This window comes from Levilactobacillus wangkuiensis, assembly GCF_016861605.1.
In the GTDB taxonomy this organism is placed as follows: Bacteria; Bacillota; Bacilli; order Lactobacillales; family Lactobacillaceae; genus Levilactobacillus; species Levilactobacillus wangkuiensis.
On record NZ_BOLM01000018.1, the window covers coordinates 39872 to 54931 of the forward strand.

Below are 15060 nucleotides of genomic sequence, written 5' to 3' on the forward strand. Positions count from 1 at the left end.
TCACATGAAACACCACTTCCGTCTGCTCCTAAGCCTCACCGCTATTCTGGCCCTGGGGTCGCTGGCCGCCTGCTCTGGCAAACCAACCACGCCCCCCTCTGCGCACAACCGCGTCACACTGACCTTTTGGCACGGCATGACCGGCGCCAGCCAACAAACGCTTAATGGTTTAGTTCGCGGCTTTAACCAATCACAGTCTAAATACACCGTCGTCGCGAGTGGCCAGGGAGACTTCGCCAACGTCCAACAAAAAATCATGGCCGCGGCCAAGTCCGACACCCTGCCGACCATCGCTCAGACCACGTACACCAACGTCCCCGACTACGTGCATGGCCAATTTATCGTGCCACTGAACACTTATCTGCCAAAACACACCATGGCCCGTATCGACCCGAATCTCCGGCAGGTCAGCTACTACCGCGGGCAAACGTACGCCATGCCGTTTTCCAAGTCTATCGGCCTGCTGTTCTACAACCGCGACCTGCTCAAGCAGACCCACACGGCCGTGCCCAAGTCCTGGGAGGCGCTCCAACGCGATGCCACCCGAGTCAAGGCTCAGGGACTGACCGGGCTGGCGCTGAACCAGAATTTCGCCGCCGAATGGGATACACTGGCCTTTCAGGCGGGCACCCCGCTGATGACGCCCCGGCCGAAACTGACGAGTCCCAAGATGCTCGCGGCGACCCACGTGGTCTACGACATGTTGAAGGCCAAGACGGCCACCACGGCGGGGACGGACGGCTACGGCAACGTGCAATTTTTCAAGGGCAAAACGCTCTTCTACAGTGGCTCCTCGGCCGCGATTGGTGTGCTCTAAACCAGCACGCCCAAGGGGTTTCACTGGGGAACGGCGCCGCTACCCAGCTATCGGGGCAACCGCCACGTCAGTGCCCTGCAAGGCAATGATCTGGTCATGTTCAAATCGGCTTCTCCGGCCCAACGCCGCGGGGCCGCGGCCTTCATGACCTACCTGCTGGGCCAGAAGCAGACGCTCAAATGGGCTAAGGCCACCGGCTACCTGCCGCTGACCACCCAGGCCCTGAAGAGTCGCGACTACCGGCGTTACCTGGTCAAGCACCCGGCGGCCAAGGCAACCGTGCAGTCGTTGCCCCATGCTTCACCGGACCCGACCTTCTACGGTTACACCGCCTATCGGAATGCGGTGAACCAAGCGTCGGACCAGCTGAGCGCCGGCACCACGACGCCAGAAAAAGCTCTGAAACAGCTCCGGCAACAACGCGCGAAACAGCTACGGGCACAATAGCCTGGGTCCTCGGGTTAGTGAAAACTGAGCCGAGACGCGTGGTGCTGGTCGTTCCCGGCGGCGGGCTCAAAGCGCCCTGCTGTGGGGCCGGTTCCAGCCGAAGGACGGGCTTCCACCTCAACTTTGTGCCTGAGAAGCGGTCACAAAGGTTGTCCCATGGGCTAAGCTGAGAAAATCACTCAGCTAAGGCCATCGACACAGCTGGTCACTTTGGCCCGCCTCTGGTCACTGACATCGACCACCGTGGCTCATTTTCACTAGCTCTGCGGCTGACATGGCGTTGGCCCCTTACTGGTTCGTTGTTGCGGACGGTTTGCGACCTTGTGTCTGGCTTTGAAATCTGACTAATTGTACTAAAAAGACGTTACGTATTGTCTGTTGTTGACAGATAACCGTAACGTCTTTTCCATATTCAAAATAATAGATAGACTACTTAATTGATGTCCAAGCTAAACTGCCTTAGTTTGCAATGCCTTCCCAAAAACCATAGGCCGTATAGGAAACCACATTGATATGCTTAAATGGTCCAGTCTTACCGCCCTTGTTGACTTTCTTTTTCACCGCTGCACCAAATTGCTTCTTCACGATTGGATCAATTGTCCGGTAAAACTTGCGGTTCTTCAAGGCGTCCTTTCGCTTATAAACGGCCATCCCGAATGGGTTAGAACCAAAATAGACCTTTTGGACTGAAGATTTTTTAGTTTTAGTGAAGATTGTTAAGCTAGTCCCATGTTCTTGTTCATTGTATTGAATTAAAACTGGCTTGCCCTTAATCGTTGTCCGCCGAACCGTACTTATTCCCGTACCATTCAACAAATATAGGGTCTGCTTACGAACCTTCTTGCCACTTAATCGATACGGCGTAAAGTATTGTTGACTGGCAGCACTATAGCTATTACGATCCAAGGCATGCCGATAAGTTGAGATATCAAACTTCTTCGCACTCGCCTTGATTTTGCGCCCCTTACCTTTATAGCTGGTATACCAAGTTCCCCGAAATGCCTTAGGCAAGCTTGCCAATTTGTGGGTCTTAACCGCAGCACTAGCGGTTTCTGGTGCCTGACCAATCCCGCTGACCACTAAACCCAAGCTCGCCGCCACCAAGGCCGCGCCAATCATTTTCGTTAACCGATTCATCATTGTTTCCTCCTCAAACGAATTCACCCAGTTCAAGATTAGATGATGAGGTCATTATACAAAATGGTGGCGTCACAGTTTGTCGTTTAGGAAAACGTAAGTAAAAACGCTACACACTATCTGTTGTTAGCAGATACGTGTAACGCTATTTGTGCATCTAAAACACTAACTAACTTGTCTATTTGGTATCAAAGTCCATGCGTACAGCCTGAGCCCCGACCACCGACATCTAATCAACACGACGTGAAAAGTCGTCGGCCGATGTCAGTGACCAGAGGCGGGCCAAACTGCCCGGCTGTGTCGATGGCGTTAGCTGAGGTTTCTCACTCAGCTTAGGCCATGGGGCAATCTTTGAGACCGCTCTTCGGCTCAAAGTTGAGGTGGAAGCCCGCTTCCCAGGCTGGAACCGACCCCACAGCAGGGCGGTTTGAGACCGCTGCCGGGAACGACAATTACTCTTGGCAAGCGCGAATCAATTTAGAGCCACGGAGTTGCAACCAACCCGAGGAATGACCAACAGCTACCCTACCACGAATAAATCGAGGAAAATGTTAGTGACCAGAGGCGGGCCAAGCTGGCCAGCTGTGTCGGTGGTCTTAACTGAGTGGTTTTCTCAGTTTAGACCACGGGGCGACCTGAGAGACTGGTGACTTTCCAGGCTTTCAGGCGAGGTGGAGGACCGCCTCTCAGGCCGGAACCGTCCCCCATAGCAGGCCAGCTTGAGCCCGCCGCCGGGAACGAATGACTTTCACTCGTATTGATTCAGTGTGTGGTGGAGTTCGGACTTGATGCGGTCGACCAGCGACACCGGCGACAACACCTTCAGCCCCGCGCCCTGACTCATCAGCCACAGCAAGGCCCCATCCACTTTAACGAAGGCTTCGATCACGACACTGCCATCCGCATTTTGCTTGACGACCCGTGAACCAGGAAAGTGGTCCAGTGCCGTTTGCAGATAGTTATGGTACTCGAAGCGAATCTGCGTCAGTGCCCCTGAATCTATCAAATAAGTATAGTTGCGGTGCTCCTGCAGGGAAAAACGTTCGGCGTAGTCGAGATGATCTCCCGGTAGCGTATCTAAGATGTCCCCCATCCGGTCCAGACGGTAGAGCCAGTAACCGTGGTGCTCTTCGCTCAGCATGGCAACGTAGAAATAGTAGGTCTCGAAGAACAAGGCCACCGGCTGGGCATGGTGAACCTGTAGTTGGGAATTGTTGTGACTGCTACTGCGGTAGGTGAAGACCAGTTTCTCCGTGCGCACGATGCTGGCCGCGACCTCCCGCAACCGGTGTAGCAGCGGCTTTGCGCGGGATAACGGCACGTAACTGCCCCGCGACAAAATTAATTGTTGCCGGACCACTGCCTGCATCACCGGCGACAGGCTACTGCTGATGTAATCCAAGGTCGCCGTCAGCTCATCTTGGTCTAATGCGCGGGACCCCAAGAGAATGTTGCTCATCGTCAAAACCATTTCAACGTCGGTCTCTTCACTCTGGCGGGCCAAACGGTAACTGCCGTCATGTTCCACCAGGTCGCCCGCCGCGTACTCCGATAGCGCACTGCGCACGTACGAAAAGTCTCGTTGACACGTTCGTCGACTGATATGATATTTCGCTTCTAAATCGCTCTGCTTCAGCGTTTCACCGGACATCAACTGCACCATGAGCTCTGCGATTCGTTGATTACTCTGCACGTGCCGTCACCCCGCTTTCTGCCAATCTCGTTAACCCTCATTATACCAGCAACCTTCAAAAAACTCGCAACCAAATTAAAAAGCGGCCACCCCGCAGAGTCGCCGCCTTCGTTTATTTATCGAATTGAATGAGCACTTTACCCTTAGGACGGCCATTGGCGACCAAGTCCAAGGCTTTGTTAATGTCGGTCAAATGGAAGACCGTTGGGTCAATGGCCGGTTCAATCTGGTTCTCCTCGACTACCTTCGTGATTTCCCGCAGCTGTTGCCCGTCACTGCGCACGAAGATGAACCGGTAATCGGCACCCACGCTGGCCGCTTGCTTATCGAAGTTGCGGCCGGCTAGGGTAAACAGCGCCGTCTTCCACCAAGATAACTGGTGATCCTTGGCAAATTGCCGGTTAGGCCCCATCCGTAGGGACAGCACCCGGCCACCGGGCTTCAAAATCTGCAGTTCATGGGCAAATTCCTTCGGTCCAAGCGTGTCGATCACGTAATCGACTGACGATAACTTTTCCCAGTAATTATCCTGACGGAAGTCAAAGTAGTTGGTCGCACCCAAGGCCATGACGCCCTCTCTGGCCTCAGCATTACCGCTAACACTGACTTCTAGTCCCATTTGCTTGGCTAACGGAATAGCCATTTGACCAAAGGAGCCGGAGCCCCCTGGAATCATCACGGATTGGCCGGACTTGGCGCCCAGTTCTTCGTGAAGGCCTTGGTAGGCAGTCAACCCGGTCAACGGCACGGCTGCTGCATGGGCAAAATCGAGGGTCTTGGCCATTGGTGCTAATGCTGCCTGATCCACGGCCACGTATTCGGCGAAACCGCCCTGTTGTGGCAACGGTAACCGGGCATAAACGGCGTCGCCAACCTGATAATCATCGACGTTGGCCCCAACCCCCATCACTTCACCGGAGATTTCATTCCCCATCGTGACTGGCATCTGGTAGTTTTGAATCAGCTTAACGCTCCCGGTACCGATCAACATCTCTAAGGGATTCACGGCCGCATAGCGTACCTTGACCAACACCTCGTTGGCGCTGGGTGTGGGCGTTGGGACGTCCCGCACCACGAGTTTGAATTGTTTGTCATACTTGTCTAATTGGGCTGCTTGCATGTTATTGGCTCCTCCCCGACCTTGGTCGGTATCTTTAGCTTATTGTCCTTTGATTTGGTAAAAATGGTCTACGGTGACGCGTGATTCCGTTCCCGACGGCGGATTCAACCTGCCCTGCTGTGGGGAACGGTTCCGGCCTGTGGGGCGGTCCTCCACCTCGCCTTGAAACCTCGCAAAGTCCGCGAGTTTCCAAGGTCGTCCCGTGCTCTAAACTGAGAAAACCACTCAGTTAAGACCACCGACACAGCTGGCCAGGTTGATCCGCCTCTGGTCACTGATACTGACTTCACTGACCATTTTCACCATCCCAGCAGTATTCCGTGCTCGGTTCTGACCATGATGTGGCCTGGCCATTAAAATTCTAATCAGTCAGATACACCTCATTCATCGGTAACTTCTTAGTAAGAATAAATCATTTAGTAACAAAAGTCAAATAAAGTAACTTACTGCTATTTTGTGTTACACTATAAGAAATACCAATAAAGGAGATAGGACTCGTGACGCTTGCGTTCAGTCCGTTATGACTATGGCTAAAATTACCCGCGAAAAAATTCTGGCGACCGCTGAAGCACTCATCACCGCGAACCAACAACCGGCCGTTACCTTAGACCAGATTGCTCAGCAGCTCGACGTGACCCACGCGGCCATCTACAAACACTTTACCAACAAGCAGGCACTCTGGGAGGCCGTGGCCGCCGCCTGGTTCCAACGGACGATCATTGATCAGATTCCGTTGCCCACGACCGGCACGCCAGCTGAACAACTTCACGACTGGTTGTGGGCGTTTGCCAATGCGAAGAAACACGCCTACAACGACCATCCCCAAATGTTTGCCCTCAACACCCGCTACATCGACAGCAATCCGACCGCCCTGCGCGCCGTTCTGACCAGTGCTTACGTGGTGATCGACACGATTATGAGTTACCAGGACGCGCATCACGAGCGGGCCGAGACCATTCTGTCAGCCTTCTCCGTCTTCGCCCTCCCCACCTTCAAGGACACCTGGAACGACGATGACTACGCCGCCCGCTTTGAAGCGCTCTGGCAATTGATTGTCCGGGGACTCTAAATTAGTTTAAGTTGTTACGCAAAAAATCCGCAACCAATTGGCTGTGGATTTTTTCTATTGGCATTCTTTTTCTTAGTACTTTACAGAACTATAGTGCTTAATTTTCGTTCTAAACATAGCCGTTGTCCCATCCTGAACTAAACATTTCTTGTATTTCCCTTTAACCTTAGCTTTTCCCCACGCGTAAAAGTCAGTTGCGGCGATGTGCTTGTGTTGCTGGAAAGTATACGTATACTTCCCCTCGGTTTTACCATGAACGTTATCTATGTGATGTAAGGTCACCTTGTCATTACCACTTTGATAGGTAAACGTATACTTGGTTAAATGAATTTTTTCCCAGAACTTGTAATCCCTGCTGTACCCATACCAAGTCCCACGCATTTTTACTGGAGTCGTATGCGTGATTGCGGCCTTTGCAGGTATAGCTTCTGATAGCGTTGATACCATTGCAACGGGAAGCAATGCTACTAAGGCCATAGTAAATAAACATTTTTTCATGAAAAAAGTTCCTCCTCCTAAAGATTAGCTTAAAGTAAATTATAAGCCTTATACATTTTATTTCAATGAACGCAAAATTCAGGCTGCGAATTCTCCATTTTTAAGACAAATAAAAAAGGCCAACCCATCACTGGATTGACCTTTCATCACACCACTCACGAACAAGTCGCAAGTCATGCGTTTAAGTTTTGATTTAACTAAAGAATTACTTCTTCAGTGGGGTCCATGCCCACTTAGTGAATTCTTCAATATCGCGACCTTCGTCACGGGTAACCTTGAAATGCTTAGCTAAGATGTCATCCATCTTCTTGTCGAAGGCCTTACCGGCAGCTTCGTCAATAACACCCTTGGCAATCAAGGTGTTAACAGCATCCTTGGCTTGGTGGAAACGGTCAAGTTCGGAGTATACACGCATGTCGTAAGCAGTCGTGATATCACCGTCTTCACGGTAACCGTGAACGTGTAAGCCTAAGTGTTGACGTTCGTAGAAGAATGATTCGATCAAGTCTTCGTAACCGTGGAAACCAAAGACAACAGGAGTCCCGGATTCGCCGAAGAATGAACTGAATTCAGCATCGCTCAAAGCACGTTCGTCGTTAAGAGGCCCGTTCTTCTTTTGCAGACGTTCTAATTCAACCACGTTGACGTAACGCATCTTAACAGCTGGGAATGCAGCATTGAGCAAGTCAATGGCAGCCAACGTTTCGATGGTTGGTTCAACACCAGCAGAAGCAAAGACGATATCAGCATCTTCGCCTTCAGCAACAGTGGAAGCCCAGTCGATAGTCTTCAAACCGGTGTTAGCCAGTTCTTCGGCTTCGGCAACGGAGAACCATTGTTGACGAGGTTGCTTGGAAGCAACGATGTGGTTAACCTTTTGACGGTCCTTGAAGGCACGGTCAAAGACAGCCAACAACGTGTTCCCATCAGCTGGCAGGTATTGGCGAATGAAGTCGGACTTCTTTTCAGCCAAGTGGGTCAGCATACCAGGGTCTTGGTGGGTGTAACCGTTATGGTCTTGTTGGAAGACAGTTGAAGTTGAAACCAGGTTCAATGATGGGTAATCATTACGCCATGGTTCAGCAGCAGCCTGACGGATCCACTTGAAGTGTTGCGTCGTCATTGAGTCGACAACCCGCAAGAATGATTCGTAAGACGTGAACACACCGGTACGACCAGTTAAGGTGTAACCTTCAAGCCAACCTTCAGCTTGGTGTTCTGATAATTGGGCATCCAAGATACGGCCTTCTGGGGCTTCGTATTGGTCATTTGGTTCCTTGACCTTACTCATCCATTGACGGTTCGTGATCTTGAACATTTCCCAAAGACGGTTAGACATCGTTTCGTCAGGTCCGAAGATCCGGAATGACGTTGGGTTCTTCGTAGCAACGCCGGCGAAGAAGGTTGACAGAACGTTCATATCCATGTTCTTGTTACCATCTGGCAACTGAGTCCCACGGTTATTTTCGTTGATGTCGTTAGCGAAGTCTTTCCAGTTAGGCAGGTCGAGCGTGTCGGCCTTGGCACCGCGAGCACGGCCACCATTGGCAACTGGGTTAGCAGCCATCCGCTTGTCGCCCTTAGGAGCGAAGTCAGCGACTTCTGCCTTCAATGAACCATCAGCATTGAATAATTCAGTAGGCTTGTATGAGTTCATCCAAGCTTCGAATTCTGGTAATTCATCAAGCTTACCTTGTGCTAAGCCAAGTGGAACTTGGTGAGCACGGAAGGAGCCTTCGATTGGTTCGCCAGCTGGGTTGTGCGTAGGACCGCCCCAACCTTTAGGCAAACGAGCGATAACAACTGGCCAAGCTGGGATAGTCCCATCTTCGTACTTGCCGTTTTCGCGGGCATCCTTTTGGATTTGTTGGATATCAGCGATAGCTTGATCAAATAACTTAGCAGCTTTTTCGTGGTAAGTCATGTAATCATGGATATCTTCGTTTTCAAGGAAACGTGGTGACCAGCCTAAGCCTTCGAAGAACTTAGCAATCTTGTCATCGCTCATCCGTGAGAACAGGGTTGGGTTAGAGATCTTAAACCCGTTTAAGTCAAGGATTGGTAATACGGCACCATCGTTCTTAGGGTTCAAGAATTTGATGGAGTTCCATGCAGTCATAGCAGGGCCGGTTTCAACTTCCCCATCACCAACAACAGTGAAGGCGATTTGGTCTGGGTTGTCTAAGACAGCACCAGTTGCGTGGGAAAGTGAGTAACCAAGTTCTCCACCTTCGTGAAGGGAACCTGGCGTTTGGGCAGTCATGTGGGAACCAATTCCACCAGGGAATGAGAACCGCTTGTACAGACGTGACATCCCTTCGAGGTCCTGAGTAATTTCAGGATAAGCATCCGTGTAGGTGCCGTCCAAGTAAGAGTTCGTTACCATAACTTGGCCACCGTGACCTGGACCACCGATATAGAACATGTTCAAGCCGTACTTGTTGATTAAACGGTTGGCGTGGGCGTACAGGAAAGTTTGTCCTGAGATAGTACCCCAGTGTCCGATAGGCTTAACCTTAACGTCGTCCTTTTGGATTGGTGTGTTCGTAACTGAGAACAATGGGTTGCTCTTCAGGAAGATCATACCACCGGAAAGGTACGTAGTGGCACGCCACCATGCGTCAACTTTTTCCAAGTATGACTTGGAATCGTAATCTACTGCCATGAATTCATACACTCCTTCGTGTCGTTGAGTTACATCATCTAAATCAACATCAATGATCGAGGTTAATTTCTATTCTCTTATCATACTAAACTTTCACAAAAAGTCAACCTTTTTATAAATTGGTTCGTCCCAATTATAAAATAAATTGATTTTCATGCGTGAATCCTTGGAAAAAGCCCCGCCGATTCACCCGCATTCAACTGCTGGTCACCCTTTCTCTTTGCTGACCTAACAAGCTTTCCCGCGCGCTGAAACTAAAAATCACATTTGCGCTTAAAGTATAGCAGACTTTTAAAAAAATTCGCATTGGTTTGCTCAGCAAACGCAATTTTCATTGGCATTTCTGTTGAAAATGACTGGATTCGGTGTCGACTTGTCATCGGCGAACTCCCGTTTTAAATCTGCCCACACGGGTCGCCGATGAAACGTTAACTCGCCTCCTCACTGGAAGGCAATCGCTTAACGTGAGTCGAGTATAGCAAAGGCCATTCCGGATTGCCGGTAATCTGTTAGGAATTGGTGGGGCTTAGGAAATCCTTTAGGTTCTGGACGGCAGCGCAAACGAAAAGGCACTCAGCCGCAATCGACCAAGCACCCACGCAACCCATTCTATAGGATAGAACTACCGAAATTTCATTTTCAGCTAACGTTTCTAAATACTTGTCCCTAAACGAGTCAATATCGTTCATGATTAAGGTTGCTCAATGGTACACTAGCGGTGAGAACAACTAATTGGTTTGACTCGGTTAGCACGCATTCGTTTCGGGGAGGTTTATCTAATGAAATGGAAAGTAGGCTTACTCGCATTAGGATTAGGATTACTCATTGGTTTGCGTCCGTTAGCTCCCGTTCCTCCTCAGGGCAATCTGCCCGTGACACCCTCCTTACCAAGTGCCCGGGCAGCTACTGTCGATGAAACTAGCTATTCGGGCACCATCGGCTCCGATGAGACCAGTATTCCCTGGACCCTAAATAACGGTACGTTAACGCTACAGGGTGGCACGTTGCGCAAGTCTTCTGGTAACTGGATGACGCTTCCCAGTGGCCAAATTTTGACTGATCTTGCTGAAGATAACCAAGATAGCCTCACCAGAACCGATTTCCAAGACATGGTGACGAAGATTGCCATCACGGGGAAACTTAACGTTGGCGACAACGCTGCTTACCTATTTGCTAATTTTACGAATGTAACCGATTACAGTGGATTAGCTAATTTAGACCTTACTAACTTAGACAGCACAAATATTGTCGGCGGTTCGGGTCTCATGGGCATGTTTGCCGGCAACCAATCCTTAACAACTTTTACTGCGCCAAGCTTCACAGCCAACAATCCCCACTCCATCGCAAATATGTTTCAAAATGATAGTTCGCTTGTTTACTTGGACCTCTCCAAAATGCAGACAGATAACATTGCCAACCTGAATGGGCTAGCGTTGGGCTGCACAGCATTACAGGTCCTCAATTTAGGCAACTTCTCTTCGTCCAACAAAGTCTCTGATAATTACAAAAACTATATTGATTCCACCGCCCAACTCAACTGTCTCACCGTCAGTCCCGCTCTCATTCTCAACGACAGTGGCCTCTACAATCTAACGAGCAGTAATTCAATGGTCACTAATCGTTGGCAGGAAGTCGGTAGCGGCAAAGTCAGCTTCAACTTAAACCACCAACCGCCATTTGCGGGCTACGACGACTTTCTACAGAACTATCAGGTCTATGATCCGCAGGGCCCCGTTCTGGGTGATTCAGACACAACGGTGAATGACAGTACCCAGCAATTACTGAATCTCTATGATGGTCAAGATCACGGAATCACTGGCAATCAAACGTACGTGCGTGAGCCCCAACCAGGCATGGCCATCAAGGAACCCGATGTCCCGGCACCGACACCGACACCCTCACCAGCCACACCAACGGAAGATGACACAGCAGACTTCCAACAATTTTATATCTCAGCGACCCAAAAAATCGGTCTGTATAGCGATAAGGACTTCAGTGCCGCCAACCGACTGGCCTGGTTTACCAAAAAGCCACAGATGAAGCAGCCGACCTTCTTAGTAACTGGGGTCACGACTTCTAAGGCTGGTAATCACCGCTATCAGGTTAGCGACACCAACCCGCATTCCCAGACGTATGGTGAGACCGGCTACGTCACCGCTAAGGCCGACTACGTCACGGCTAGCTACTACCAAAACGCCCCGCAGACGGTGACCGTCATCAACCCTGGTGGCATCAACGGCTATGATTCCGCGACATTGTCTCAACCCCAGGTTGCCTACGCCCAAGGCAAACAACTAGCTGTTAAAAAGGTTGTCACACACGGGCAGACGACCCGCTTACTTCTCACCAACGGCAAATATATTTCGGGAAATCGCCACTTTGTCGTTGCCGGAAAATATCGTGTGCCTGCCCAAGTCCGTGCCAAGACTGCCGTCAACCGCTATGCTAACGTGAACCTCACCCAACGGAAACAGCATTACCCACAGAAGACACACCACACCTTCAAAGTACTCGGCTGGGATTACTCCCAAGGCCAGGATACGACAACCGCCGGAACGTTACGTTACCGGGTTGCCGGTGGGTACATTACCGCTAATCCACGATTGGTTAGGGCCGTGAAGTAGTCGATCACGCCTAGAAGTTGATAATGCGAAAGGGATACGTCGTCCGGCGTATCCCTTTTATTGTGGCACTCAGTCGCAATCGACCAAGCGCCCACGCAAACTATTCTAATAGGATAAAACACTAATCATGACCGACTGCATCCGCCGCAATGGCCGCGGCCAGCTTCGTTTTGTACCAGTTCAGTAACCGGTTCACGTTGGCCACCGCTCGGTCGAAGGAAATCGTCGCTAGCAATAGCAGACATGGCAGGTACTGAATGATATACCGGCTCCGCCCACCTTCAAACAATAGAAGGAACGCAAAACCACCAATCATGGCCACCTTTAAAATCTGAATAACCCGCTGCTCCGGCCCAAAGCCCAGTGCGATGATTGTGAGAAGCGTGATCCACCACAACTGGGCTGCAAACCGGAAGTCCGCGATGTGCCTCCCGTACAGGTAAATAAAGTTCTTAAGCTTATTGGTAATGCCTTTATTATTAGGCTTTTGATTTTCCAGGAAGAAGTGCCCTTCCTTTAGCCACCCAAAGGTCCCGTCAGCGGTGTTATTGCGCTGTTTCATTACCAAAAATTTCAGATAACCGACTGGGCCCAATTGCTTCAGTCGCTTCTTCAGCATCATCACGGAGTAATCCGTCTTCTGCTTCTTAGTTGGGAGGAACGTCATTTCAACGGCTTGCCACCAACTGTAGCCACCCTGGCCGTAGACCCCCATGGCCATGAAGTGAATCGCGGGAATTCCCCGCGACTTATCAATCTGAATGTACGTTTGATTTTCAACCTTATGATTCACGTATTGATAGGTTTCGTACCCACTCCGGCCAATGAATAGGACCATGGCAAAGGCAATGAACAACGCCTCCAGGTGTAAATGTTTATGATTGGCCATCGCCATTAAGACCTCAATAATCACAATCGCAATCACGGGAATGATGGACGATGGCTTCATGAAGTACGTCAGCATGACGCTAATCCCAAAGCCATTGGCCGCCGCCGCCCGAATCAGCGAATGAATGGACGATTTGCGCATGACAAAATAACACAGCAGGTAGAACGATACCAGTGGCAGTCCCCAGGCATCCGTATAGGGCATGATGATACTGGGAAAGACGGCGAGCCAGCCGACGTGAATGTACATGGCCGCACCCAGGGCCTTTTTCTTAACGACCCAGACACTTACCAGGTTAAAGACCGCAGACAAATCAACGAAAAACAGCGTGACAAAATCAAAGAACTCCCACGTGGTCTGATTGAAGGTCGTTGAGATCCAGTGCATGAACAACATGATGGGCATGTTATTTTGGTTCAAACTGAAATAAGACGTGATGTCTGGATCCGTCACACTGGTCGGGTCCGTCGCCGTATGGAGCAACATCCCCGAGTCAAACCCACTATTGGGGTGCACAAAGTAGACGAAGAACAGTTGACCCACCAACACCATCAATAAGAGAATTATCCCCGTCCGCAACCGTTCCGTGATGAAGATGCGGTACAGCCACGCACGAAACCGCGGATAGGCATAGATGCCGACCGCCACGGCCACCAACCCAATCACCAAGCCCGTCGTCAACATTGTGGTACTCGTCCCAAAGGTATTGTTATCCCCTAAGATAATGTTTGGCGACGTCACCGCAAAAAAAAGTGTCAGAAAAAACAGGACGCGCCAAAAGAGGTTGATCACTGCTTGACTGAACTTATAGAACCTACGCATCGTCGTTTACCTGTTTCGCCACCTCAGCGGCTACTTCGTCTTCCGTCGGGAATTTCCGTTCCGTCACATCAATACAGAATGACCGGGTTGGCGAGTCACTGACTTCGATTCGCAGTAAAACCGCGTTGTTCTGCCGCAAAATGCCATCAATTTCATTAAACAAGTATTCCGTGACGTTTTCTACGGTCGGATTGATGGCCTTAAATTCGGGCAAATCATTTAAATACTGACCGGACAAGGCATCGATGGCCTTCCCCAGCGATTTCTCGATATCAAAGAAGGAGACCATCCCTTCAAACACGTGAAGCTCACAGACGATTTCCCAAGTATGATTATGCTTCTTACCCGTCCCGGACTTCCACCGGACCGCGTGACTCGCATTAACGTATGATTTAATTTTATAGGACCGTTGTTTCATACTCATTTTCCTTTCCTACGCCGCCGGTACTGCTCGCGAAGGGTTTTACCATCATCCCGCAGGACCGCCATTAATCGACTCGTTTCTTCATTAATCCCCCGCATCCGCCACGTGGCCTTGGTGGTCATGGCATTAATGATGCCGACCAACCGGATCCATGAGTTGACGAACTGATAAACTGGCAGGGTCAGCGTCACCCACCAGAGGTGTAGGTAGTAATGTTGCTCGCTGGGATATTTTCGTAGCAGGATCGCCACACTGGCAAAATTGATGAGCGCCACAAAGACGTACAGCGAGTAAATCAGTAGGTAAGACATCCCCACGACCAGGGTGGAGTACCCAAAGGCAATCAACACGATACTCGCGAAGGTCCAGATCATCCGGGGAAACACAAACGTGTGATCAATGATCATTCGCCGAACTAAGAAGTTGTTAAAGAAACGTTTCAAACTAGAAGATTGGGTCATGTAATTCTCGGTAACCTCGAGCTCTCCCCGCTGCCATCGCTGGCGTTGGGTGTAAAGTTCAGAAAACCCGGAGATGGGCTCGACGTAGAAAATGGCGTCGGCACAGATGACCACCTTCTTGCCCAGCCGGGTCCGAATCTGGAAGGTCATGTCGGTATCCTCCCCAATGCTATCAATATCATAGAGGAAGGTTTCCATCAGGACTTCCCGCCGAAACGCAGAGAACGCGCCTGACATGGTAAACAACTGATCCTTGGACGACTCAATGGTCCGTCCAGAGAGAAAGGCCTGGGCGTACTCGTAATATTCATTTTTGGGCCCGATTTAAAATTGAAGTGCAACACCCCTTAAGACATTAAGGGTAAACAAATAGGCCATGGAGACCTATACTTTT

At 50.4% G+C, this 15060-nt stretch carries 11 protein-coding genes and 1 pseudogene; 4 read left to right on the top strand and 8 right to left on the bottom strand.

Annotated features, from left to right (window positions below):
- The first annotated feature begins 4 nt into the window (after positions 1 to 4).
- Positions 5 to 817 (top strand): ABC transporter substrate-binding protein, encoded by an 813-nt coding sequence (locus JUF13_RS14625; RefSeq protein WP_203639776.1) that lies wholly within the window; start codon positions 5 to 7, stop codon positions 815 to 817.
- A gap of 27 nt (positions 818 to 844) precedes the next feature.
- Positions 845 to 1264, top strand: a pseudogene (locus JUF13_RS14630) (extracellular solute-binding protein); the annotation flags it as partial.
- Positions 1265 to 1723: 459 nt separating this feature from the next.
- On the opposite strand, the gene JUF13_RS11415 reads toward JUF13_RS14630, so the two are convergent.
- From JUF13_RS11415 to JUF13_RS11425, 3 genes are all read right to left on the bottom strand, one after another.
- Positions 1724 to 2404 carry a hypothetical protein gene (locus JUF13_RS11415; RefSeq protein WP_203639777.1) on the bottom strand — a complete coding sequence of 227 codons (681 nt, stop codon included), beginning with the start codon at positions 2402 to 2404 and terminating at the stop codon, positions 1724 to 1726.
- A 745-nt stretch (positions 2405 to 3149) separates the two neighbouring features.
- Entirely contained in the window at positions 3150 to 4094 is a 945-nt protein-coding gene (locus tag JUF13_RS11420) for a helix-turn-helix transcriptional regulator (protein WP_225893689.1), read from the bottom strand.
- Positions 4095 to 4206: 112 nt separating this feature from the next.
- Positions 4207 to 5214 (bottom strand): NADP-dependent oxidoreductase, encoded by a 1008-nt coding sequence (locus JUF13_RS11425; RefSeq protein ID WP_203639778.1) that lies wholly within the window; start codon positions 5212 to 5214, stop codon positions 4207 to 4209.
- 526 nt (positions 5215 to 5740) lie between these two features.
- On the opposite strand from JUF13_RS11425, the gene JUF13_RS11430 reads away from it, so the two are divergent.
- Complete coding sequence (locus tag JUF13_RS11430; protein WP_203639779.1) at positions 5741 to 6283, top strand: TetR/AcrR family transcriptional regulator; 543 nt, start codon at positions 5741 to 5743, stop codon at positions 6281 to 6283.
- A 72-nt stretch (positions 6284 to 6355) separates the two neighbouring features.
- Here JUF13_RS11430 and JUF13_RS11435 read toward each other — a convergent pair whose 3' ends face one another.
- Both JUF13_RS11435 and JUF13_RS11440 read right to left on the bottom strand, forming a co-directional pair.
- Complete coding sequence (locus JUF13_RS11435; RefSeq protein ID WP_203639780.1) at positions 6356 to 6781, bottom strand: hypothetical protein; 426 nt, start codon at positions 6779 to 6781, stop codon at positions 6356 to 6358.
- A gap of 205 nt (positions 6782 to 6986) precedes the next feature.
- A complete protein-coding gene (locus JUF13_RS11440) occupies positions 6987 to 9446 on the bottom strand; it encodes a phosphoketolase family protein (protein WP_203639781.1) in 2460 nt (819 codons plus the stop codon).
- A 779-nt stretch (positions 9447 to 10225) separates the two neighbouring features.
- Here JUF13_RS11440 and JUF13_RS11445 point away from each other — a divergent pair.
- The gene (locus tag JUF13_RS11445; RefSeq protein ID WP_203639782.1) at positions 10226 to 12070 is read left to right on the top strand and encodes a DUF5776 domain-containing protein; all 1845 of its coding nucleotides are present in this window, start codon (positions 10226 to 10228) and stop codon (positions 12068 to 12070) included.
- 121 nt (positions 12071 to 12191) lie between these two features.
- Here the strand turns inward: JUF13_RS11445 and JUF13_RS11450 are convergent, their stop codons facing one another.
- Genes JUF13_RS11450 through JUF13_RS11460 form a run of 3 tightly spaced genes read right to left on the bottom strand, consistent with a single transcriptional unit; the run spans position 12192 to position 14990 of the window.
- Positions 12192 to 13781, bottom strand: a complete 1590-nt coding sequence (locus JUF13_RS11450; protein ID WP_203639783.1) for a TIGR03766 family XrtG-associated glycosyltransferase — start codon at positions 13779 to 13781, stop codon at positions 12192 to 12194.
- Positions 13774 to 14205 (bottom strand): 6-carboxytetrahydropterin synthase, encoded by a 432-nt coding sequence (locus JUF13_RS11455; protein ID WP_203639784.1) that lies wholly within the window; start codon positions 14203 to 14205, stop codon positions 13774 to 13776. Before JUF13_RS11455 ends, JUF13_RS11450 begins: the two co-directional genes overlap by 8 nt.
- Entirely contained in the window at positions 14202 to 14990 is a 789-nt protein-coding gene (locus tag JUF13_RS11460; RefSeq protein ID WP_268890201.1) for a TIGR03111 family XrtG-associated glycosyltransferase, read from the bottom strand. The genes JUF13_RS11455 and JUF13_RS11460 overlap by 4 nt, the downstream gene beginning before the upstream one ends.
- Positions 14991 to 15060: the final 70 nt, after the last annotated feature.

Bases quoted from the DNA above. Each gene is read 5' to 3' on its own strand.
- JUF13_RS14625 (WP_203639776.1), top strand. From the start codon at position 5: ATGAAACACCACTTCCGTCTGCTCCTAAGCCTCACCGCTATTCTGGCC.
- JUF13_RS11415 (WP_203639777.1), bottom strand. From the start codon at position 2,404: ATGATGAATCGGTTAACGAAAATGATTGGCGCGGCCTTGGTGGCGGCG.
- JUF13_RS11425 (WP_203639778.1), bottom strand. From the start codon at position 5,214: ATGCAAGCAGCCCAATTAGACAAGTATGACAAACAATTCAAACTCGTG.
- JUF13_RS11430 (WP_203639779.1), top strand. From the start codon at position 5,741: ATGGCTAAAATTACCCGCGAAAAAATTCTGGCGACCGCTGAAGCACTC.
- JUF13_RS11435 (WP_203639780.1), bottom strand. From the start codon at position 6,781: ATGAAAAAATGTTTATTTACTATGGCCTTAGTAGCATTGCTTCCCGTT.
- JUF13_RS11440 (WP_203639781.1), bottom strand. From the start codon at position 9,446: ATGGCAGTAGATTACGATTCCAAGTCATACTTGGAAAAAGTTGACGCA.
- JUF13_RS11445 (WP_203639782.1), top strand. From the start codon at position 10,226: ATGAAATGGAAAGTAGGCTTACTCGCATTAGGATTAGGATTACTCATT.
- JUF13_RS11450 (WP_203639783.1), bottom strand. From the start codon at position 13,781: ATGCGTAGGTTCTATAAGTTCAGTCAAGCAGTGATCAACCTCTTTTGG.
- JUF13_RS11455 (WP_203639784.1), bottom strand. From the start codon at position 14,205: ATGAGTATGAAACAACGGTCCTATAAAATTAAATCATACGTTAATGCG.